The organism is Boudabousia liubingyangii (assembly GCF_001907245.1).
In the GTDB taxonomy this organism is placed as follows: Bacteria; Actinomycetota; Actinomycetes; order Actinomycetales; family Actinomycetaceae; genus Boudabousia; species Boudabousia liubingyangii.
On record NZ_MQSU01000001.1, the window covers coordinates 373,433 to 396,357 of the forward strand.

Annotated in this window: 18 protein-coding genes; 10 read left to right on the plus strand and 8 right to left on the minus strand. The window is 52.8% G+C overall.

What is annotated here, in order from left to right; all coding sequences use genetic code 11:
- Nucleotides 1-41: 41 nt before the first annotated feature.
- A complete protein-coding gene (locus BSR28_RS01655; protein WP_073713154.1) occupies nucleotides 42-1,337 on the plus strand; it encodes an ROK family transcriptional regulator in 1,296 nt (431 codons plus the stop codon).
- Nucleotides 1,338-1,366: 29 nt separating this feature from the next.
- On the opposite strand, the gene BSR28_RS01660 is transcribed toward BSR28_RS01655, so the two are convergent.
- Complete coding sequence (locus tag BSR28_RS01660) at nucleotides 1,367-2,524, minus strand: acyltransferase family protein (RefSeq protein ID WP_083562863.1); 1,158 nt, start codon at nucleotides 2,522-2,524, stop codon at nucleotides 1,367-1,369.
- Between the two features lie 307 nt (nucleotides 2,525-2,831).
- On the opposite strand from BSR28_RS01660, the gene BSR28_RS01665 reads away from it, so the two are divergent.
- Nucleotides 2,832-3,917, plus strand: coding sequence for a DUF5692 family protein (locus BSR28_RS01665; RefSeq protein WP_073713155.1), 1,086 nt, complete (start codon nucleotides 2,832-2,834; stop codon nucleotides 3,915-3,917).
- Between the two features lie 153 nt (nucleotides 3,918-4,070).
- Nucleotides 4,071-5,144: a non-hydrolyzing UDP-N-acetylglucosamine 2-epimerase gene (wecB, locus tag BSR28_RS01670; protein WP_073708428.1), complete on the plus strand. Its 1,074-nt coding sequence runs from the start codon at nucleotides 4,071-4,073 to the stop codon at nucleotides 5,142-5,144.
- Nucleotides 5,145-5,299: 155 nt separating this feature from the next.
- On the opposite strand, the gene BSR28_RS01675 is transcribed toward wecB, so the two are convergent.
- A complete protein-coding gene (locus tag BSR28_RS01675) occupies nucleotides 5,300-6,391 on the minus strand; it encodes a glycosyltransferase (RefSeq protein WP_073713156.1) in 1,092 nt (363 codons plus the stop codon).
- Nucleotides 6,392-6,589: 198 nt separating this feature from the next.
- Here BSR28_RS01675 and BSR28_RS01680 point away from each other — a divergent pair, with 198 nt between their 5' ends.
- Nucleotides 6,590-7,546, plus strand: coding sequence for a glycosyltransferase family protein (locus BSR28_RS01680; RefSeq protein WP_073713157.1), 957 nt, complete (start codon nucleotides 6,590-6,592; stop codon nucleotides 7,544-7,546).
- A gap of 45 nt (nucleotides 7,547-7,591) precedes the next feature.
- Nucleotides 7,592-9,187: an asparagine synthetase B family protein gene (locus BSR28_RS01685; protein ID WP_073713158.1), complete on the plus strand. Its 1,596-nt coding sequence runs from the start codon at nucleotides 7,592-7,594 to the stop codon at nucleotides 9,185-9,187.
- Nucleotides 9,188-9,270: 83 nt separating this feature from the next.
- Here the strand turns inward: BSR28_RS01685 and BSR28_RS01690 are convergent, their stop codons facing one another.
- Nucleotides 9,271-10,311 carry a hypothetical protein gene (locus BSR28_RS01690; RefSeq protein WP_073708427.1) on the minus strand — a complete coding sequence of 347 codons (1,041 nt, stop codon included), beginning with the start codon at nucleotides 10,309-10,311 and terminating at the stop codon, nucleotides 9,271-9,273.
- Nucleotides 10,312-10,623: 312 nt separating this feature from the next.
- Here BSR28_RS01690 and BSR28_RS01695 point away from each other — a divergent pair, with 312 nt between their 5' ends.
- From BSR28_RS01695 to BSR28_RS01705, 3 genes are all read left to right on the plus strand, one after another.
- Nucleotides 10,624-11,970 (plus strand): DUF5692 family protein, encoded by a 1,347-nt coding sequence (locus BSR28_RS01695; protein ID WP_073713159.1) that lies wholly within the window; start codon nucleotides 10,624-10,626, stop codon nucleotides 11,968-11,970.
- Nucleotides 11,971-12,071: 101 nt separating this feature from the next.
- Nucleotides 12,072-13,349 carry an NAD(P)/FAD-dependent oxidoreductase gene (locus BSR28_RS01700; RefSeq protein WP_073713160.1) on the plus strand — a complete coding sequence of 426 codons (1,278 nt, stop codon included), beginning with the start codon at nucleotides 12,072-12,074 and terminating at the stop codon, nucleotides 13,347-13,349.
- A 76-nt stretch (nucleotides 13,350-13,425) separates the two neighbouring features.
- Complete coding sequence (locus tag BSR28_RS01705; protein ID WP_073713161.1) at nucleotides 13,426-14,397, plus strand: arginase family protein; 972 nt, start codon at nucleotides 13,426-13,428, stop codon at nucleotides 14,395-14,397.
- Nucleotides 14,398-14,514: 117 nt separating this feature from the next.
- Here BSR28_RS01705 and BSR28_RS01710 read toward each other — a convergent pair whose 3' ends face one another.
- From BSR28_RS01710 to BSR28_RS01730, 5 genes are all read right to left on the minus strand, one after another.
- Entirely contained in the window at nucleotides 14,515-16,515 is a 2,001-nt protein-coding gene (locus BSR28_RS01710) for a DUF6541 family protein (RefSeq protein WP_073713162.1), read from the minus strand.
- On the minus strand, nucleotides 16,515-17,930 hold the full coding sequence (locus BSR28_RS01715; protein ID WP_073713163.1) for a lipopolysaccharide biosynthesis protein: 1,416 nt from the start codon (nucleotides 17,928-17,930) through the stop codon (nucleotides 16,515-16,517). Before BSR28_RS01715 ends, BSR28_RS01710 begins: the two co-directional genes overlap by 1 nt.
- 18 nt (nucleotides 17,931-17,948) lie before the next feature.
- The gene (locus tag BSR28_RS01720) at nucleotides 17,949-19,202 is read right to left on the minus strand and encodes a glycosyltransferase (protein ID WP_073713164.1); all 1,254 of its coding nucleotides are present in this window, start codon (nucleotides 19,200-19,202) and stop codon (nucleotides 17,949-17,951) included.
- Between the two features lie 237 nt (nucleotides 19,203-19,439).
- The gene (locus BSR28_RS01725; RefSeq protein WP_073713165.1) at nucleotides 19,440-20,429 is read right to left on the minus strand and encodes a Gfo/Idh/MocA family protein; all 990 of its coding nucleotides are present in this window, start codon (nucleotides 20,427-20,429) and stop codon (nucleotides 19,440-19,442) included.
- A gap of 4 nt (nucleotides 20,430-20,433) precedes the next feature.
- Nucleotides 20,434-21,537, minus strand: coding sequence for a DegT/DnrJ/EryC1/StrS family aminotransferase (locus tag BSR28_RS01730; protein ID WP_073713166.1), 1,104 nt, complete (start codon nucleotides 21,535-21,537; stop codon nucleotides 20,434-20,436).
- A 256-nt stretch (nucleotides 21,538-21,793) separates the two neighbouring features.
- Here BSR28_RS01730 and BSR28_RS01735 point away from each other — a divergent pair, with 256 nt between their 5' ends.
- Both BSR28_RS01735 and BSR28_RS01740 read left to right on the plus strand, forming a co-directional pair.
- On the plus strand, nucleotides 21,794-22,471 hold the full coding sequence (locus BSR28_RS01735; protein ID WP_073708411.1) for a glycosyltransferase family 2 protein: 678 nt from the start codon (nucleotides 21,794-21,796) through the stop codon (nucleotides 22,469-22,471).
- A 14-nt stretch (nucleotides 22,472-22,485) separates the two neighbouring features.
- Nucleotides 22,486-22,923 (plus strand): DUF2304 domain-containing protein, encoded by a 438-nt coding sequence (locus BSR28_RS01740; protein ID WP_073708410.1) that lies wholly within the window; start codon nucleotides 22,486-22,488, stop codon nucleotides 22,921-22,923.
- The last annotated feature ends 2 nt before the right edge of the window (nucleotides 22,924-22,925 follow it).

Consider the following 22,925-nt stretch of genomic DNA (forward strand, 5'->3'; position numbering starts at 1 on the left):
TCAAGAAGGTTTACAGAATTGAAATAAGGTAAACTGTATTCATGGATAACAAGGTAAGTCGCTCCGCTTCAATACTGCTGTGCCAATTAGCAGCACACGGCCCAAGTTATCGTGCCGAACTGGCACGAAAAGCGAAGGTCTCTAGGACCACGACCTCAACCCTTGTCAAAGAACTCTTAGCTGCCAAGTTAGTTCAGGAAACACTTAATCAGGACGTTCACAATAGCAGTGAAGATCTACTACCGAAAGCCAATCGGACGCAATCTAGCGAAAACGAAAAGCTAAAAACAAAACTTCGGGTCACGACCAATAGTGGAGTTATTGGATCTATTGTGTGCCTACACGGAACGGTAGGTACGGCATTAGCGCGTATTGACGGCTCTATTATCAGCAAGCGGGTTTTTTCTGCCGGTGCCGCTTTTGGCCCACAGCTCTTATTAGAGCAGGGCAGCAAAATGCTTTACGAGCAGCTTGAAGAAAATAACCTCGAACTTAGCAAACTGATTGCTATTCACCTGGCAGTTGATACTCAGTGTGATGAGAAAACGGGTGAAGTACTGGGCGGCGAAGCTTCCGCAAACTGGATGGGAATCAACCCGAAACAGTGGGTTTCCAATAAATTCCACGTTCCGGTTCAAATCCAAAACACTGCGCGTCTTCAGGCATTTGCAGAATATCTGATGGGCAATGGGCGGGGACATAACAACGTTCTTTACATCAACGTTTCTTATGGAGTGGCACTGGGTCAGGTAGTTGATGGCCAGATTATGTCCGGCTCTCATGGCGGATCAGGCGAACTAGGACACTTGATTTATAACTGGAATGGCCCTAGGTGCTCCTGTGGCAATAATGGGTGCTTGCAGCAATACATTTCAATCCCCGCATTGCTGAAAAATGCTGAAGCAATTGCCGCCGGATCGGAGCAGCCAGAATCATTTTCCGAACTTTTGGCTTTAGCACATAAGAATCCAGAAATTAATGAGCTGCTTTCAGAAGCTGGCAGGATTACCGGTCGAGCCTTGGTTAATGTCGCACATCTTCTTGATCCTGATCAGATTATTTTGGGTGGTGAAGTGGCTTCCGTTGGCCGCGTATTCACGGACCCAGTAACCGAAGAACTTCACTCACACACCCTGCCCCTGATTAAGAGCAATCTAGAGGTAACATCTCAAGACGTCGCCCAGAACTTCGAAGTACTCGCTATCAGCGGTATTGAATCCATGAGAAGGAAAGCAGAGTTCTACCCCACCGTCTTGAAACATCTTCGGCTTGATGAAAGCCCTGTTACCTTAGCGGCAGTCTCGACGCTTTCTCAAAAAGCCCAAAATCCCCACTGATAACACCAAAGATAGCTACAGAAAAGCGTTTAGCGCCCATTCGAAACTTTGTGCCTATCCACCCTTTGGAAGCGGGCGTCACCCCAGGCGCGCAAGCGTTTCTCACAGGGTTTCTCAACTAGGTAGTGCAGCATTGCCGTCACCACTAGAGCGATACTAAAAATCACTAGAGCCATAAAGATGGAAGCGCCGGTCTCCTTGGTCTTACCTACAAATTCAAGGAAAATGTATATGACAGTGGCGTGGACTAGGTAGAAGCAGTAGGACCATTCACCGCCCTTAACCAGTAGCTGGTTGCGCATTAGGCTGCGCTGCCCGGTGATATCAGCTAGAGCGCCAATCATGATCGCGAACATGAAGACAATTCCCATCCAGATACCTGAGGTAGTAGACAAGATTGCCCAGGTGTCTTCTTTTGGCACGCTTCTTCCATAAAGGTAAACCACCGTAGCTAGTGCCAAAAGCACATAAGCCCACCACATTTTTACCTTCGGCGGATTCTTCCGGCCCTTTAGGAACATCGCAGCTAGGACCCCGTAGAAGAACTCCGGGAGCCTGGTGATCACGATAGGTGGCTGATAGAAATTCGGCAGAACATAGAAAACAACTAGCTGTGCACTGAAGACCAACAAAAACAAGCCAAAAAATCCTAGGTAACTTTGATAAAAAGGCTGCTGTTTTCGCCCCTGTGACCGCTTCGCAATCTGGGCCGTCTTTAGGCCGGGAAAAATCGCGTAAAAGGTAGCTTCGCAGCTCAAGGTCCAGGCAGCTGGATTGCCCCCAAACAGAATCGGGGCAGCTTGCCATAGACCTTGAATCAGGAACAGGCTGGTAATAAAAACTAGCGGATCAGGGGACTTTTGCCACCACATCTGCGGGTCAGGGTTAAAGCGGTAAAAAACCGGTATCGCCAGCAGTAAGGCCACAAAATGAGACGGGTAAATACGCGCGAACCGACGAACATAGAACTGGCGAGCCGTCACTTCAGGTTTCGCCGACCAAGTCAACACAAATCCTGACAGGACGAAGAAAAAGGCCACCCCGAAGTTACCCACCGAATAGATATCAATGAAGGGCAAGTGAACTACCCGGGTCGAGGCTAGGTGGTAGAGGAACACCCCGAAGGCAGCCCACCAGCGTAGCCCTGTTAATGAATCTAGGCGCATTTCTTCTCCAAGATAGATCACTAAAAACCTTTCAAAGCCTACCCTGCGCCTCCTTTCACCACAATGTAGTAACGTATGTTTTCCAGCACTTAGTCCGCTCGCCACACTTCACGAATCCGACTAATCTCACCCGCCAGGCCTGCAGTACTGTACTAATAGGCTCTAGCGACAAAAGTCTTAGGCTTGAATAACGAATCAGCAAAACCGCTTTCTAGCAGTGTTTTTCAAAGGCAGACACCCCTGCCGCAGCATTGCTCTCCACTTTCCAAAGTGAGATAATGGAGTCCCCCTGTTGAGGAATCTAGTTACGGTGTTTCAAGGAGGAAACATGCTGGCTAACCTAGCTTTCTTTGCCCTGCCCCTAGAGAATACGATCCCCGACCCCGGGTATCCGACCTTCTTCTTCTTTGAGCGCGGCGAATGGTACGACTACGTGAGCCTGATTCTGGTCACTGCCCTACTGGCCGCAGGCGCTTGGATTATCCAACGCAGCAAGCTCGCGGTGCTGATCGGCTTCATCATCGTGCCGGTACTCTTGACGATCTTCTGGTGGCCGTACTCCACCCCGGGCACAAACAGTGCCGGCTGGTTCCCAATCGTAAAGCAGTATTCAGCACTGATTGGTTCCCTATCGCTAGTGGCCATGCAGTATTTCCCCAAGTTGCGCCACAAGTACTGGTACCTGTGCCTACCGCCGATTATCTTGGCGGTCAATATTGCCGAGGCCGTAGTCCGCGATTTCCAGTGCTACAACATTCACGGCGTGGACCCCTCTCAGGGTATGGCCACCTGGGGTGGTTCTTGGAACATCATGAACGGCATTGCGGGTATCTTGAACCTCCTGATGATTTCCGGTTGGGTGGGCATTTATGTGGCTCGTAATAAGTCCAAGGCCATTATCTGGCCGGACCTAACCATCTGGTGGATCATCGCCTACGACCTGTGGAATTTCGCCTATGTGTACAACTGCTTGGCGGATCGCGCCTGGTACTCCGGTGTGGCATTGCTTTGCGCCTGCACTATCCCGGTTCTATTCCCCTTCGCGCGTGGCTCTTGGATCCAGTACCGCGCCTACACCCTCACCCTGTGGTCCGGGGTAGTGTTGACCTTCCCGCACTTCATGCAGGATTCCGCTTTCGCGCACCGCAGCGCTCACAATCCGACCGCCCTATTCTGGGTTTCCTTCGTGGCCCTGGTCTTCAACTTGGGCGTTTTCATCTACCACGCTTGGAAGATCGCGACCACGCACCGTAACCCGGCTACTACCGAGGTTTACGCCGATACTCGCGCTAGCCGTGAACTGGTTGAGCGTACCGCTCCCGCTGAGGTTCAGTCCGAGGTCGCAGCTCGCCTAGCTTCTACTGGGAACCTTCCCGCGCGCCGAGCTGGGCGTCCGAAGCGCAACCTCGAATAAGCGCAGCTACCCGGGCCTGGTCCCCAAACCTTGATTTGTTTCCCTAGTTAGTGAAGATTGCCTCGACCTGCGGGTCGGGGCAATCTTTTTCGATTCGGGAAAGGCGCGGTTACTTGGGGCCGAACCGAGATCGGTTCAGCCTATAATGTCCCCATGAAGGTTTTATCTGTAGTAGGGGCCCGTCCCCAGTTTGTTAAGCTCGCCCCGATTGCACATGCTTGTGCGCGTGCCGGCGTAGAGCATGTCATTGTCCACACTGGTCAGCACTATGACCCCATGCTGTCCGATGTTTTCTTCCAGGATCTAAACATCCCGGCACCGGACGAGCACCTAGGTGTTGGTTCCGGCTCTCACGGTCACCAGACTGGCGCCATGCTTGCCGCCATGGACGACGTGCTGTTGAAGCACCAGCCGGATTGGGTACTGGTTTACGGGGATACTAACTCTACGATTGCGGCGGCCCTTTCTGCCGTGAAGCTGCACTTCCCGGTGGCTCACCTAGAAGCAGGCCTGCGTTCCTTCAACCGCGAGATGCCTGAAGAGCACAATCGTGTCCTCACTGACCACTGCGCGGATCTACTGCTATCCCCCACTGAGGTGGGCGCACAGCACCTAGCCGCTGAGGGTCTGAAGGATCGCACGGTCGTAGTTGGTGACGTCATGACTGATGTCCTTTTTGCCACCCGCGACGCCGTAAAGGATAAGCCCTCACCGATCACTGAAGAGCTGGGTTTCCAGCCCGGAGAGTACTCACTGGCCACCATTCACCGTCCGGCCAATACGGACTCGAAGGAACAGCTTGAGGCAGTCCTGGACTCCTTGGGCCAGGTTGACCACCCGGTAGTGATCGTGGCTCACCCGCGCCTAGTTGCCAAGGCTAAGGAACACGGCCTGACCATTGAACGCGGCAACCTGCACACGCACTCTCCCCTAGCTTACCCGGATTTGGTGGCCGCTGCCATGCACGCCCGCGGGATCATTACTGACTCGGGCGGTCTGCAGAAGGAAGCTTTCCTACTGCGCGTGCCCACCACCACGGTACGTACCGAAACGGAATGGGTAGAGACCGTAAACCTAGGCTGGAATGTCCTAGTCGGACCGGGTGAGGAACTGGTTGCCGCCGCGCAGCGTCCTCGTCCCGCTGATACGGAAGAGGCCCCCTACGGTGACGGTCATGCCGCTGACGAGGTCGTACGCGTCCTCATCGAGCGCGCCGTCCAGAAATAGGGACTGCCAGTTGGTCCTTTAGCGGGGCCAGCTAAGAGCTTTTCAAAGGGTTCGGGCGCACTACCTAACTGGTAAGTGCGCCCGAACCCTTTGCTATGTTTGCTCTTCGGCAATCAGGTGACAGCCGAACCTAAAATGGGTGCTTCTAGACCTGATCAGTTCTTAATCGCGGTCAGGGAGTCAATGACACTTTGCGCACGTGCCTGCCAAGTGTGTTCCTCACGAACTTCGCGGACACGAGCCGAAACCTGTTCGACCTCGGCTAGATTGTCTTTCAGACCATTCAACAGGTCTTTAGCTGCCTGCAAGTCATAGGGAATCGTCCAGCCACAACCATTACCGGCAATGAAGTCCCCAGACATGGTGCCTTGGCTGGCGATAATCGGCTTGCCCGCACCCAGGTACTCGTAGACCTTCATGGGCTGCGCGAAGGCCCGGTATTCGTCAGGCTTCATGTAGATGGAGCAAACGGTGGCCCACTCGTAGAGTTCATTTAGTTCTTCACCAGATTTATGAACCACCCGAACCCGGTCGGAAAGATACTTTTCTAGGTTGGGTTTCTGGGCTTCCCAACCGGCCTTACCCGTGCAGATAGTTAGCTCCACACCGGGGGTTTCAGCTACCGCTTGGAGCAGCAGTTCGTTCTGATAGTGACCGCCCAGAGCGCCAATGTACAAGATTCGAAGGCCATCTAGTTTGGTCTGGGGGTCCCGAATTTGCGCACCCGGGGGAAGGGCCAGGGCACGTTCTAGCGGGTAGTTGGGAATCTCTTCTGCCATCAGCAAGGACGGAACAAACAGGCGATCGACCGCTCGACGGTAAGTATTAATATCCCACTTGTACATCTGACGCATAACCATCGCGACAGGTTTTCCTACTGAGTCCGAATAACTGCTATAGCGCCAGTAAATATCCCGATAGAACAGACCCACTGGGATGCCAGCATCATGGGCGGTCTTTAAGATCTGTCGGTCCAGTAGCGGATGGGGCGGAAAGTGTTTTGGCTCAGTAAACATGTTCGGAATGGTGGCCGATTCCGAATAGCAAAGATCGATCTTGCGACCGGCTTTAAGATCTTCCCGCAGAGCTCTTAATGCGGCTCTTCTTTCCGAGGTAGTACCCGTTGCGTCAATGACCTCACACCCCAGTTCTTCAAAGGCCTGCTTCATTTTTACCGGTCGAATTCCAGAAGCAGATACCGCCTTGGGATTCAAAGGATAAGGGGTGTGGTAGAGAACGGTAGTCATAACTTAATGATTCCTTACATTTCGTCAGGTATGTAGTTACCTCATTATTTTTCAGTCTATCATTTCGCATAAAAAGACAGGCGATTGTCTGCTTCTTCTGCTCTTAGCCGGCAGGGGAAGATTATTATGCCCCTTTCGGGATAGCTGAAACTGTCCCATAATACGCTTTACTTCAAGGTTTCCACCTAGAATATGGTTATGGCTTATTCTTCCAATACCCGAGTTGCCCATATTATGGACATTGCCTATGTCCCGTCGACGATTACTAGGCAAGCTCGCAGCCATAATCGCCCCTGGGTGGTACACAACCTGCCCCCCGTTAAGTTCAGTCCTAGCGGACTGGCTTCCCGTTTCGTCGACCTAAAGCACTGGTTACGAGGTCGTAAGGCCGTCGATTTGGTTCACGTCCACTACGCCACTAACGGCTACTACCTTTGGGGCTTTGACGGGCCTTCCGTCCTTCACTTCCATGGTTCAGATGCACGGATAAATTCCCAGCAACCGGGTGTCAGGCAGGTAATCGAAGCTTCCATTAAGGCTGCTTCCGCGGTTGTTTACGCCACCCCTGACTTGGGTGAAACCCTTAGCACCCTAGCTCCCAAGGCAACTTATTTGCCGAATCCGGCACCTATTCTGCCCCCTGGTTTTGTGCCGGAAAAAGCGGTCCCCAATCGCATCGTCTTTAATGCCCGTTGGGATGACACTAAGGGCGGCATGAAACTTGTCGAGGCAGCCAAAGAGCTAGTGAACTACGGTTTTGACGTTCATTCCATTGACTGGGGAACCTACCGGCAGGAAGCCCGTGACGCCGGGGTAATCATGCATCCACTGATGCCCATGAATGATTTTGCCAGTCTGCTTAGTACGGGCAGCGTGGTTGTGGGACAGTTTGGCTTTAGGGCTCTATCCATTTCCGATATGCTCACTTTGAAGGTGGGGCGACCTTTGATGACGATCCCGCTGACGGGACTTTATGAAGATTCTTTCCCGCTACCGGGGGCTGAACTTGATACCCTTGCGGAACAGGTCGCAGACTTCGCCACTGCCAAGCTGGACAGTGTTGACTCAAGCGTCTTGACGGATTGGATCGATGAACAGCACGGCATCGAATCCTGCCTACAAACCTGGGAAGACCTTTACCGAAGCATCAGCTAAGCCCGTAATCATCCACGAAGCTACTCAAAATAAGACGGAAAACTAATGAAACTTCTTCACGATTTCGAATCCTTCACTGAACAGCAAAATCACGCTGGGCTATTTACTAGGTCCCTGCTAGACCTAGAGCTGAGCCCCAGTTTTTCAGTTGAAAACGATCAAGATGTACTTTCACTCCGTTCGCACTTCGCGCTGGTTCAGCTGGATGAAACCCAGGTGGTGCTAGTTGCTGACCAGATGCGCTCCTTCCCGCTGTACTACGTGGTCGATCAGGATGAATCCGTAATCTGTGTGAGTGACAACTGGCAGTTCCCGGTTGAGAGTCTAAATCTAAAGATCGACCCGGTTGGTCGTGAGCAGATTTCTGAAGCCGGTTTTTGTTTCTCTAACCGCACCGCCTACCAGGGTCTGAAACAGATTCTTCCGGGCCAAAGAGTCACCATCAGCCTTGCTGACGGTGGCATCAAAATCGATACCTTGCGGGTACCTTTCTTCCAGCCAGTATCACAGCCCGAACCCACTGAAGAAGAGTTCATTAATCAACTCTCAGATGCTTTCGATAAAGTCATGGAACGCGCTTTAAGCGTGCAGGGGGATTCTCAAATCCTAGTACCGCTTTCCGGTGGGTTAGATTCTAGGTTGATTGCCACTTGGCTAGCTAAGCATCAGGTGAAGAACGTCTTGTGCTTTACCTACGGTCGCGAAGGCAGCGGGGAAATGGCTATCTCTGAAAAGATCGCTAAAACTTTAGGTCTAGAGTGGATGGGAATCACCCTCACCGAAGCAGAGGTCAAGAAAGCTTGGAACCAGTCTGAGACCGCTAAATTCCTTGAGTATGCTTTTGCGGGCTTCTCTGTCCCGCACGTTCAAGACTGGTTTGCCCTGCGCCAACTTAAGGAAAAGGGCTTCGCAAAATCGGGCGATATGGTGTTCCCGGGCCACACGATTGTTGACAACTTCCATAACCATGAGATGCGCGATCAGCTCCCCGTTCCCAGTGCGCATCTAGCCTCCGTACTAGCTAAGAAACACGCGGTCTTCCCAGCTAAAGTACCTACTGAGCAGGGGCAAGCCCAGATCCGTGAGGCCGTCACCCAGCATCTTGCTTTTACCAACTATGACGGGTCACTGCGTTCGCTACAAAAGACCGTTGAAGGCTTCAACTTTATGGAGCGTCAAACTAAGTACATCAATAACTCCATGCGAGCCTACGAGTACTTTGGCTTCCGGTGGGCAATCCCCATGCTAGACGTGGAATTTACTAAGGTTTGGACTGAAGCTCCGGTAGATTACACCATCACCCGACGTCTTTATGGGAAGTGGATTCAAGACTTCTACGCTCAGGTTTCGCATCAAGAAACTCAGCTCTATCAAGGGGCAGCGGGCAAACTTCCAGTCGGCCTGTATCGACAGCTAAAAAAGATTGGTGATCTAACCGGACTTACCACTGCGGTAAATCGCTACTTCGCAGCAAATGCTACTCTGACGCACCCACTAGGATTTGACTTTTACTCACAAAACTCCACCAAGTTACAACGCTGGTTTAAAGGCCTCCAGGGGGCGCCGGTGCACTGGCACTGGGTGGAAGAGTTCGTAAATGATAGTTGGCATCCCAACCTGCAGATCTTTACCAAAAAGTAGAATGCCCAAGCGCGCTCAAAACGAGCGACGCTTGGACATTCAATGAAGAATAAACCTAGGAACTAGGAGTTTTAGCTACCGTCTTAGCCTTCCTTACCCCAGTTGGGCAGGTAGGTCTTTTCGTGCTTCTGACGGATCTGCTCTTCCCAGCTGAACTTCGGTTCAGTCCAGCCCTCGAAGTATTCCTTATCCACAATGTCAGCCCAGGGGCTGTTTTCGGTGGGCGGCCACTCCGGGTTGTCAGTAACTGGCTCACGGAAGGCGGTAACGGCCGGCTTTTGACGACCGTAGCGCATCCACTGCGTTTCGGTTTCTTCGAATAGCGGGGTGCCATCCCAACGACCAGCAGGGGTGCCAGAGTTAAACCAGCGGCCACCTAGGACACCACGCATGAACTTTCCGGACTTCTGGGGCTTCTTGCGGAACTCAGCTAGACGCTTCACGTAGATGTTCTGCAGGTGAGCCATGCAGCCACCGACTAGTTCAATATTGATCCAGTTGATGGTGCGGGGCCAGAAGGTATCGGGTTCGTAGGCAACGCGCCAGTGGTTCAGCAATCGGGTTCGGTTACCCGGCAGCGGAATCATGTAGAAACACCAGGCGGCCGCATAGTGCTTCATGCCGGGGAAACGGAAGGCATAGGAGCCCGGGGCGGCCGGCGGGTTCTTCGTATCGACCCACTGAGTTAGATACTTGCCGGGCACCACGTCGGTCCATTCCATCGACATACCGTGGTAGTCAAAGGCGGCAATGTCACCAGGCATAAGGCTGTCGGGTTGCTGGAATTCTTCCTGCATTTCGTATGAATTGTAGAAAGGCAGGCGGGCAAAGGTGCGCTCTAGGAACTCAGAACTGAAGGATCCGGACTTATCACAACCGATCTGCTTGAAGATCCGCCAGACCGCATAGGCGGGGGCGTCAATATCGATTGCGTAGGTTGAGGAAACCCCGTTGTCGTAGTTCTTATCGATCAGGTCATCTGAGGGGTACACCCAGTCGTTTTCTTCCTTGGTAGCTTTTCCGGAAAGCTGGGAGAAGCTAAACATGGTCCCCAAGATACCTGCTGCTGCCGTGCCGCCCAAGGCGATTACCTTGCCGAAGGTGCTCTTTGGTAGCAAACTCATCATTTCACTCCATCGTGGTTAATGTGTAGGTCTTCGCAACATTGCGAGTAATTTATTGTAACCCGGGTAACAGGTCACCCCAAAGCGTTCGCACGTATTTGCAGACCCTGCCAAAAATTTTCACATTTTTGCACCAAGTGTGCACAGACGTGCGCTAAGCGTATGATTTCAGGTATCAAACTGAGGAACTTCGCGCCCACAACTTACTTGCAATGAAGCAAAAAGCCTAATCTGGGCGAAAGGTCCCTAGATTTCATAAACAAATCATCGACAATAAATCCGTATCTATATCACGCACGCAAAGAGGCAGGCATGAGCTCGTTATTCTTCTGGGAAGCCGGACCCATACACGTCTACATCATCTGGTTTATTGTCCTAATCGCACAGATTGGGATCGCCGAGATTAACCGTCGCTGGAACTGGACCATCTTCGTCCTCTGGACCGGGATTGGCATCGCCGCCCTCCCTTGGGTGTTCTACAAGGCGGCACCCATTATTGGCTGGTTCCCGGTTGGTAAGTACCTACTCATGGTCGCCACCGCGACCATGACCGGCGCCCTACTGGTCTACGGAAAACGACACCCGGTCAAGGCCCACCGGATTGCCATCTGGTTCGGTGTCCTACTGTGGATCGGCCTAGTCGCCAATATTATGGAAGCCAATATCCGCGACCTCACCATCTACTTCCAGGCCGACCAATACTACGCCTGCGCGGCCGACTGGCAGTGCCTAAAGGGCATCAATGATACGCACTCAGTAGACATGCTCAACGGTCTGCCGGAAACTCGCGGGATCGCCGCGGCGGTCGGAACCACCGAGTGGTACCAGGCCCTAGCCGCTAACTTCCAAGCCCGCCATATTGGCATTGACCCGGCCACCGGCTTCCGCACTATTGGTGGCTACTGGAACATCATGTCCGCGGTAGCCGGCCTGCTCAACTGCATTACCGTCACCGGCATTGGCAAGATCTTCGTTACCTCCAATAAAAAGCAGAAGGTAAAGGGCCTAATCTGGGTCGATATGGTTTGGCCGTGGATCATTGCCTACGACCTGTGGAATCACGCCTTCCTCTACAATGCTCTGGCCGACTACACCTGGTACTGCACGCTGGCCCTGCTACTGGCTTGCACCATTCCCGCTTTCTGGTGGGCCAAGGGGCAGTGGATTTGGTTCCGTTGCTTTACGCTCATGTTCTGGATTGCTTTCAATAACTGGCTTCCCCAGATCGCGGCTAAGCCCGGCCCAATGATGAACTACGCGACCATGAACCCGACCGCTAATATTGTTTCTTCCGGGGCTGCCCTTATCTGGAATGTGGCACTGTTTGTCTTCTGGATCTACCTGATCATGAAGACCCATCGCAACCCGCTGGTAACCCCGCTATTCATGGAAATGAAGGCCTTCCGCACAGTGGTTCGCGAACACTGCGATGACCGCGATAAGTACTTCATTACCGATATGGTTCCCGAAACTCCCACCCAGTTGGGCTTCGACCCAGATTCACCTAAACCACCAGTAGATGGGTTCGTCGGCTACATGCCTTGGTGGGGCAAGGAAGACAAACGCTATCCCAAGCCTCGGACACCGCTAGCCGCAGATCCGGGTCTAGTGGAAAAGGGCGTCCAATCGGACCCGCAATGGGATAGCACTAGCGTCTAAGCGCCACCGACTGCACTAACAATCGGCCTTAGTGCTTCACTACTAAAGATTTGGGGGTGCCTGCAATTCAGCAGGCACCCCCAATCAGCTAAAATATCTCTATGCTTGATGTGATCATTATTGGTGCCGGACTAGCTGGCCTGAATGCCGCTAAAACCCTACAGGAAGCCGGAAAATGCGTGACCGTCCTAGAGTCCGCAGACCGTCCCGGTGGCCGAATCGGCACTGAACAGATTCAGGGATACCTCATTGATCACGGTTTTGCCCTCCTTAACCCCGCCTACCCGGCGGCAAAAAAGTCTTTAAACCTAAAGAATCTGGACCTGCATGCTTGGGCTCGCGGCGTCACCCTAGCTGGCGCCCCCGAACTGACCGGATCGGCGGACCCAGTTACGGTCGCAATGCCGCTTCGACACCCACGCCACACGGTTTCATCACTAAAATTCGCTTCCCCTAAGGACTTGGCCTTGCTGGCAAAAATAGCCAGCCGTCCCGGTCCGGGAACCATCGCTGACGCCCTTGATCGCGCCCAGCTTTCTCCCCTGGTTGATCGCACGGTTCGTCGATTCCTTGCCGGCGTTACCGGCAGCCTAGAGCTGGACTCACCAGCGGCTTTTGGGGCCTCCCTGCTACGTTACTTCCTGAAGGGCACCCCCACGATTCCCGCGCAGGGCATGGCCGCCATTCCCGCGCAACTACTAAAGCATCTAGAGAATCCCTCCCCCGCTCCGGTCCGCTATCACCATCACGTGACCATGCTAAAACCAGAAGCTGACGGGGTGACGGTGACCTTTATTAAGAGCCAAGCCCAGGACGCGTCCTCGCCTCTGCGTGGGACCAGTGCCCAGCACACGGTGCCCGCGGGACAGCCGGAAACTCTAAAGGCCAAGTATGTGATTGTGGCGGCTGGCCCGGTGACCACCGCTCGGTTGCTAGGACAGAATCCTCCCCAGATGAATGCTATCCAGACGTGGTGGGTAGGAATGAACGAACCGGTAAGCACCGGAAAGTTCCTGACCCTAGATCTAGACCCGCAGTCACCGCTGGTACACGCAGCCCCAATTTCCAATGTCTCTCCCTCTTATGCGCCTGCTGGAAAGCATCTACTGGCACTAACGGCAGTAGGTGATGCCCAGGTCGACCAAGATGAAGTCTTCGCGCGGGCCACACAGCTATACGGATTACCAGTCTCAGTTACCGAAGAGTGGGAACTGTTGGCCCACCAAGTAATTGATGAAGCACTGCCAGTGGTCACCAACGACGGCATCGAAAGCAATCTACCGCGTGTCTTTACCGCCGGCGACAGCGCACACGCATCCATCCAAGGTGCGCTTGATTCGGGCCGCAAGACCGCCAAACTGGTCTTAAAGTACCGCTAAAAGCCAGTGCGCCTCTGCCCCATCAGGCTTCAAACCAGTAATATGGAATGAGTTCATACTTAACAAAGGAGCTCCTATGAGTGACCACCAGAATAACCAGCCGGCAGAACATGTCGCCCCCGAGGTGAAAATCTTCAGTTCCGGCCTACGTTTGGGCACCGGCCGTACCGGTGACTCTGGTGCTGCGAATGCCGTCCTCAGCGGTGGCATGGACCGACTGCTTGCTACCCGCTTACAGGTCAAGGCCCTTGACTACACTCCGGTCGAGCTCCCCCATGTCACGGAGGATCAGATCCACCAGGATCACCCTCGCCTGAAGTATCTTGAACCCATCCGTCAGCATGATTTTAAACTCAAGGATGGCGTCTTTAACGCTCTACAGGAGGGTAAGATTCCCTTCACCATTGGTGGCGATCATGCGATCGCGATCGGTACCCTAGCCGGTGTCCTCGAGCACTGTGCCAGCGAAGGCAAGCAGGTTTTTGCCCTCTGGTTTGACGCACACACGGATATCAATACCCCCTCAGGTAGCGAGTCCGGTAACGTTCACGGCGTGCCTCTAGCGGTCGCCCAGGGCCACACTGAAGGCCTGTTCGAAGACTTCTACCCTTCACAGCACTTTGTGCAGGGACCGCATTCGGCTTTTGTGGGCGTTCGCTCGATTGATCCGCCCGAGGAAGAACTAGCCCAGCAGGCGGGTATGCACCTGTTCCGCGCTAGCCGCCTAAAGGAGATTGGCCCCGAATGGCCCGTCCAGATTGCCGAGGAAGTCTCTGAACTTTACCGCAATAGCGGCGCCTCCCATTTCCACTTCAGTTTTGACCTAGATGGAGTTGACCCCTCGGTTGCACCCTCCGTGTTTACCGACGTCCCGGGTGGTCCTTCCCTAGCCCAGGCACTGCGTTTTGTTGAGGAACTCATGGCCCGGGTACGGGTTGATTCCATGGACTTTGTAGAGTTCGATCCGGCACTGGATAACGCTGCCGGTGATGGTCTACGTGCCGCCCAGATGGTGGTCAGCAAGCTGGTTGAGGGACTGCGTAAATAACCGCTTAAAGAGCCTGCCCAACTAACTGATTGGGGCTACGTAACTATGTGTTCTGACCCTGCGTAACTGGCAATTTAAAACCACACTATTGAGGGCTGTCCCACCATTTAGCAAAGGCTAGTTACAGGCAGTGATCTTTAGGATTCGATCGAATCCGTCGGGATCTACGTAAACAGGTTCTGCGACTCCGTCAGAAATCAAGTTTTCTAAACCGGGGTAGTGTTGGAAGCGACGACCCGGATCGAAGCCACCCCAGAGCCAGTAGTCGCCCATTTCAAGCACATAGTAAGCCTTATACTCATTGACAATCTGGCAGACCTTCGGATCACTCTTGGCCTCATTTAGGTGCTCGGCAAGGTATCTGGCATCCGGGTTATTGGAATTGTGCACATGTGGGAAAAGGGCTTCGCGTTCCACAAATGCCTGCACCAAACCAGAACCGTTCCAAGGATTACCGATAATGGCATCCCCTTCCGGAACATATTCCGGAACCTTATAGAGGAACTCTCGCTCATTAGCGTCAAGTAACTCATTAGAGTCGACCCGTGTCTCATCAAAATCGTAGGATAGCCCAACCCGGAATAACTGGGCGCTAAGGGGCCCGGAGCTGGCAAAAAATACTAGCGCCAAACTGCTGGCGGCCAACAAACCTACCTGGGTGGCGCGTCCTCGTTCCAAATTATTGATCGAGAGATAAACCTGTAGTTTTTCAAACACATAGAGCAGCCCAGCAGCCAGTAATGGAACCTGAATGATTACGAAAGCCGAATAGATCCGGTTCAGATCTGAGTACCACAGGCCGTAAAGGTAAGCACGAAGCGGCCCGGTGATGAAGAAGGCGCCAGCGGTAAAAGCTCCGAACGTCAGATAACTGAAGATCATCCAAAGCTGCTTATTCTTCACGGCCCAGATCATGCCAGCTAAAATCAATAGCTGCAGGACCAGGCTGTAAACCCAGGCTCTTTCGGGTTCTGGAATGCCTAAAGCGCCGGTAGCTAAATACCAGAAAGGCTTGCGATAGGTGGGATAAACCGGTCCCCACTCGGGCGGGGAAAGACGCTGATGGGCAGTCATGGGTAGTTTCAAGGAAACGTAGTTGACTGCTACAGCACTACCGGCCATCACTACCGCACCAGCTAGGGAACCTAGAACAAGATTCTTGGAAACTAGGCCCATTAGGTTTCTGCCAAAGCGGAACAGCAAAGGTAAGCCAATCAAGAAGAGCACAAAATCGGCTGAAGGGTGCGCAAGTGAAAGGCCAATGGACATGATCGCAAAACCTACGACCCCGGCAATAAAGTCAGTGATTGAGTCAAGATTTACGATGCTGATCAGTACCGCTAACAGCGCAGGAACTAGCGCATAGGCGATCAGCGTTGGGTACAGGACCCCGTAGTCAAGCAGGTGGAAGGGGAACTGCACAAAGGCTAGTGAAGCCACCATCGCTAGGGGGATTAGCTTCCCGCGTTTCTTTCCCCCAATAACGTAGGCGAGGGAGCCAACTGAGGCGGGCCAGAGAATCGCGATGACAAAGATCGATAGAATATTGGTAGCGACCGGGGCATTGACTTTCGTTAGGATCCCAATCAAGGCGGCAATGCCGTGCCAGACGGCAGGGTAGAAACCTTGCCACTGATTCTTTGCCGTCAGCGCAACGTGCAGGGATGAGGCATCGGCACGTCTCATGAACAGTTCCGTCTGATTTAGGTGGAATACCGCGTCGAAGGTCTGGCTAATCGAGTCCGGGAACTGTAGCCGATACGCAAATAGAATGGTGGCAGTGGCCGCAGTTAGAAGCCCTACCCCTAGTACTGTTAACGAGGTGGAAGAACGCAGAGTTTCTTTATCTGGGGTCCAAACTGTTAACTTAAGAATCAGGAAAATCAGCCAGACGATCCCCCAAGTTACTAGGAAGGTGAGCGCGGCCCAAGGAATATGCAGGTAGTGGAATCCTACTGCGGCGACGCCTAGGAAAGAAACCGCTGCTGCCGGCGCTAAAAGCAACGTCAGAAGGGAACGTTTTCCCCGTAAGAAGAAGGCCACCAATGGGTACCCAAGGGTCCCTAAATAGGCGGTAGAGAGTAATGCTGCCAGCCAAAAATAGAGCCAACCGGTCATTATTCTTCTCCTTCTTCAGGCTTGCCATTTTCGTGGGGCTGGTCCTCAAACCCCAACATTTCAGCGGCATCCACATTGATTACTTCATCTTCAAGCTTTTCAGCTTCCACTTCAGTTTCGATTTCTTCAGCGGTCAAGGTGGCCTGCGGAACCGGCTGACGGTCATAGTACTTAGCGGTATTCACAGAAAGAATCAGCATTAGAGTCAGCATTCCAGCCATGATGAATGACAAGATCTGGATGGTTTGCAGCGCACCAAATGGGGTTAGCCAAAGGAAAGTGAGCGGACCAATGGCGTATAGTACCGCGAAAGCTAGCAGCAGCTGCTGCTGTTCGGTCACGATAAAAATGTAGGAAATGGGGGAAGTGGCCAGCTGTAGGTACAACCAGGGGGTGAGTGCTTGGGCATAGTAGCCGGCATTTTCCCAGCCTGGCCCGAGGAACCAAGTTAACAGCGGTGGTGCGGCAAAGTAAAAAATCGTAAATGGGATAATCCCGATTAGGAAGGCTCGCTTGATTGAGTATTTGACTAGCGGTGTCATTTGGCCGCGCTCAACGGTTGCTAGACGCTGGAAGAATACCTGACTAATGGCACCGTTAATTAGTGCCACCGGGGCTTCACTTAGGGCCCAAGCTTTAGAGAATTCGCCGCCCATGGCGCGACCAAAGGTGAAGGTCAAAAGCAAAATAATGCCATTGAAGCGAATCGCGTCGACCAAGGTGTTTGGCCCGTTTAGTAGGGGCATCTTTTTGTATCGCCAGGCAAGGCTCTTAATACTTGGTGTGGTCGGGGTTGGTGGAATTTTCGAATCCGGCACTTTTCGCTGAATATTTAGCCAAGCACCAAGTTGCCCAGCTAGAAGCCCGAACAACAAACCTAGAACACTCTTGATGCCGGCCAGACCCAAGGCAATTTGGCTTAACTGAATACCTAGTGATTGTTGCGCTCGGTTGATTGCAATTGCTTTATAGTTCAGTTTCCGATTTAGCCAGTATTGGATAACTGAAGAGTCAGCCATGAGGAATACCGAGGCCCCACCAAATAGCAGTGCGAACGCGGCCATATCGCCATACTTACCTTTTACGTATGGGTATACCAGTATGGAAATAATCGTGAAGATTACCGAGGTAGCTATGACTGAACGGGTTGAAAGTCGCTTTAATTGGCGTGCTTCATCATCTGATTTTGGCAGCATGATGGTCATGTCATAGCGCAGTGCCGCAACCGAGGTAATGATTGCTGTTAACGAAGAAAAAACCACTAGGTCCCCGGTTACTTCCGGGGTGTAGATCCTAGAGAGGACTGGCTGCAGCAGGATTGAACCAATCTGCGCTAGTGCTGTTCCAGTCACTAGGGTGAGCATGTGCTTTAGGAAAGGACTGCGCTCACCTAGTCGGCGAATAAAGTTTTTCATCTTCGCTTTTCGAAATCTCTAGAGGTTAATTAGACGATTAACCATTGTTCCATACGCCTTCTGAGCGTTGGCCATTTCATCCCAAACTGTTAGCGCCATCTCAGATTTCTGTTCAATCTCTGAGGTAGGCAACGCAGCTATCTCTTGGAGTTTCTTGGCAATTTCTACGGGGGAAATATCTACCGGTATTACCCAGCCATTTCGACCTTCTTGGACCAACTCTTTGGTTCCGCCAGCGTCGGTTGCCAGTACGGGAATGCCGGCAGAGAGTGCCTCCATGATCGAGACGGGAACGCCCTCACTATTAGAGACGTTGACGAATAGGGAAATCTCGGACTGCTCATAGAACTTTCGAACTTTTTCATTTGGAACATAGCCCAAGAATTCGTAGGTTTCGGGTGAAAGGAGTTCCGACGCCTTAGTTTTAATCGCGTCTAGCAGCTCTGGGTTGCTTTCACCAATGTGGGTCCACCTTACGGGGACACCCAGCTTTTCCAGTTCCGCAACTGATTCAAGTAGTAGGTCCACACGCTTGTAGGGGGCTAGGTGGGAACAGCTGACAATCCTAAATGGGCTGGTTTGGGCGCGAACCTTGGGGGTGTTTTCAGGAACACCCAAGCGAGCGACCTCGATCTGGGCTTTTGGTTCCACCTTCACAGAGTCTAAGAAAGCCTGCGCGTAGTTACTAATGGGGAAGACAATATCGGCTTTAGAAAGTAGGTAGGGACGGGCCGGAATAAAGTTGAAAGGGGCATCCTTTTCATCCACGTCATAGGCGTGAGCACGAGAGACAATAGTGACCTTTTTGTCTTTCAACAGGTGATTTTTTACGGCGTCGGCTAGGCCAACACCGGTGAAAAACCAGTACGAATAGATTACGACCTCATCGCAGTCTTCAAAATCTTCGGCTTTTAGCACTAGGGGTAGACGCTTTCGCATCTCAAGCAATTTGGCCGCGAACTTGATGTCCTGCACGGCATTAGCGGGCGATTTCCAACGCCTAGGAGAGATGAACTTTTCCCGTCCGATGATGGTTGGGAAGTTAAGTAGGACCCGTTTTAGCCAGCCATCGTTGGAGACCGGTTCAAGCTTTCGAGCCACCGCGTTGGCGGGGATCTTTCGGGTTTGCGGGGAGTCTAGGTTGGTACGTTGGGAGATGATTACGATCTTGTCGAAGACGTCTTCGTACTTCCAGACTTCTTGTTCGAAGAATTCTTCACCAATGCCGAATGGAAAAGAATCAGTAAATACTAGTAATCCTTTTTTGGTCATTACTTTCTCCCCCGGGTTGGTGATCGAAGACTGTGTAGTAACCACAGTGTTTGTTTATCTTATCCTACTGGTCTTTTTATCTTAGCTACGTGCCCACGTGCCGCTAACTACCTAGTTCGGATTGCTTTTTCTTGAACAGAATAAGAAAGCACATCGCCAGTGGCTTTGGGGCTAAATCTTTAGCCGAAAAAGATAGTCGGGGTATGGGTTTTATCCCATACCCCGACAAATCAGAGATCAGAGGCGGACCAGTTCGCCTTCGTTTTCTGAAGAGCGCAGGATTGCTTCGACAACCTTTAGGGTCTGAACGCCTTCTTCCATGGAGACGTGATCCTGGCGCTTGCCTAGGATCGCATCGCGGAAGTTTTCGTGTTCCACACGTAGCGGTTCACGCTTGTTCAGGGCGAAGCGGGTAACTTCACCTTCGGAAACACCGCGGAAGGCAGCAATCTGGGACCATTCCAAAGGCACTGAACCGTTACGGTAGAAGGTCAGGTCCCCCATGGCAGTGTCGGCCACGAAAGCACCGGTTTCACCGGTGACGACGGTGATGCGGTCCTTGAAGGGGCTGAGCCAGTTAACTAGGTTGCTAACTAGGACGCCGTTCTTCATGCGACCGGAAACGGTCACCATGTCTTCGTGTTCACGACCGGAACGGAAGGTGGTCTGGGCGCTAACAGCGGCGTAGTCAGAGCCAGCAACCCAGGCGCATAGGTCCACATCGTGGGTGGCTAGGTCCTTAACGACACCAACGTCAGAGATGCGTGCCGGGAAGGGGGACTGACGGCGGGTGGCGATCTGGAAGACCTGGCCTAGCTCACCGTCAGCAATGCGCTTGCGCATTTCTAGCAGTGCCGGGTTGCAGCGCTCCACGTAGCCAACAGCACCGACGAGGCCGGCATCCTGGAAGGCTTTAGCAACGCGTTCACCGGATTCAACGTCAGCGGCAATCGGCTTTTCCACCATGGTGTGTACGCCAGCTTCAGCAAGCTTAAGGGCGGTTTCCTCATGGTAAACGGTCGGAACTGCGACCATAGCCGCATCCAAACCAGCTTCGATTAGAGCTTCAACGTTGGGTAGGACTTCAAGGTCACCGGCTACCCCGAACTTGTCGCCACCGGGATCGGCAACGGCAACTAGGTCTAGACCTTCGGTTTCGCGGATGACGCGGGCGTGGTGACGCCCCATGGAGCCTAGGCCAATTAGGCCGACGCGTAGGTTAGCCATTCGCTCACGCACCTGCCTTAGCTAGGGCGTTAACGGCCTCAACAATGCGGTCTAGGTCTTCCTGAGACAGGGAGGGGTGAACCGGTAGGGAGATAACCGTCTTGGCGGCTTCTTCGGTGGTCGGTAGTTCTAGACCCGGGGCGTAGGGAGCTAGGGATTCTAGACGGTGGTTGGGGATCGGGTAGTAAACGCCGGAGCCAACCTGGTATTCCTCGCGGAGGCGACGGACGATCTCGTCACGCATGCCGGCTTCCACGCGGATGGTGTACTGGTGGTAGACGTGAACGGCACCCTCGGCAACCTTGGGGGTAACCACGTTTTCTAGGTGGGAGGAAAGGAAAGCGGCGTTTTCCTGGCGGGTCTTGGTCCAGGCGTCAACCTTCTTGAGCTGTTCACGACCAATGGCGGCGTGGATGTCAGTCATACGGTTGTTAAGGCCAACTAGTTCGTTAGCATACTGCTTTTCCATGCCCTGGTTACGTAGTAGGCGCACGCGACGAGCAATGTTTTCGTCGATGCAGGAAACCATGCCACCTTCACCGGAGGTCATGTTCTTGGTCGGGTAGAGGCTGAACATGGCGAAGGTGCCGAAGTCGCCAACCGGGGTACCGTTGAGGGAGGCGCCGTGAGCCTGGGCGGCATCTTCGAATAGCATCAGGCCGTGCTTGTCGGCTAGGGCCTGTAGCTGATCCATGGCAGCCGGGTGACCGTACAGGTGCACAGGCATGATGGCCTTGGTGTTTTCGGTGATGGAAGCTTCGACGCTCTTCGGATCAAGGCAGAAATGGTCTAGTTCAATGTCGGCAAAGACCGGCTTAGCGCCGGTTAGGGCGACTGAGTTGCCAGTTGCAGCGAAGGTGAAGGAGGGGACGATAACTTCGTCGCCAGCGCCGATTCCAGCTGCTAGTAGGCCTAGGTGCAGGCCGGAAGTACCGGAGTTTACTGCTACACAGGGCTTACCGTTTACGAAGTGGGCAGAGAATTCTTCTTCGAATGCCTTAACCTGCGGGCCCTGAGCGACCATCCCAGAACGTAGTACGGCATCTACCGCAGCGCGTTCTTCATCGCCAATAATCGGCTTTGCGGCGGGAATCAAATCACGAGTCATCAGTTATAACCTCTTTTTGTTCATCAAAATGACAACTGGCCCGAAGCATATAAGCTTAAGGTCAAGCAGCGCGAAAAACACCCGCTACCAAGCACATTCTACCAAGCAATAAGGCAGATTAATAGCATTTAAAAGCAATCGGCTAAGATTGTGTTTAGCATTCACAAAGTGGATACTTTTGTGAAAAGCACCCATCTCTGTTGGAAAACTGTGGTAGTAACAGACAATTGTCGCGTTTTTTGAGAGAATAAGGCTTATGGCAGAAAAAATCACTGATACTTGGCTAGTGATCCCGCTCTATAACGAAGAGCCTGTCATCGCCCAGGTAGTCCGTGAAGCTCGTGAAGTTTTCCCTTTTATTATCTGTGTCGATGATGGTTCGCGGGATAACTCCGCCGCTGAGGCTTCCGCAGCGGGGGCCTATGTTGTTAAGCACCCGGTCAATCTTGGGCAGGGTGCCGCTTTGCAAACCGGTATCGAGTTTGTCCTAAACCAGACGGATGCCAAGTACCTGGTGACTTTTGACGCTGATGGCCAGCATCAGGTGTCGGATGCGCTGATGATGCGCAATACTGCCGAAGAGAAGAATCTGGGGATCGTTTTTGGTTCTAGATTCCGTGGTACGCCGGTGGAATCTGGCTGGTTGAAGCGGATTACTTTGCAGTTGGTGGCTTATCTGTCGCGTCACCGCACTGGCTTGCATTTGACCGATGCTCACAATGGTTTGCGTCTGCTTCGTCGCGATGCTGCCGGAGCCGTGAATTTGACCCAGAATCAGATGGCCCATGCGTCTCAGATTATGGGTCAGTTGGCTGCCACTAAGCTTCCTTACGAGGAAGTTCCCGTCCATATTCGTTACACCGACTATTCCCGCGCTAAGGGGCAGTCGTTGTTGAACTCCATCAATATTGTGGTGGACCTATTGTTCCGCTGAGGATTGGGGTTTTGATGCTTTTCGCTTTTAGTTTTGCTTCTTCTGGGCAGATCGCGATTAAGATTCTGCTGCTTTTGGGCGTGGCGTTAATCGCTTACTTTACTTTGCGCGTGCCTCATGGTCAGCGTTCGTTGGCGACTCGTCGTTTGACGCTGATTGCGTTCATGTTCTTTGCGGTTTTCGCGATTATTTGGCCTAGTTTGGTCACGAAGATTGCGTCTTTCCTTGGGGTTGGCCGTGGTGCCGACTTGGTTTTGTACCTGTTGGTGATTGCGTTCTTCGCTAACTTGGCTACTAGCTACCGTCGTTCTTTGGCTTCGGAGCAGAAGTTGACCCGTTTGGCCCGTAATGTGGCTTTGAGTGACGTGATTGTGCCGCAGGATGCGGCCGCCGGCGCTGAGGCTCCGTTCGGTCAGATTAACTTCTTTGATTCGGGTTCAGAGCAGCTCTGATA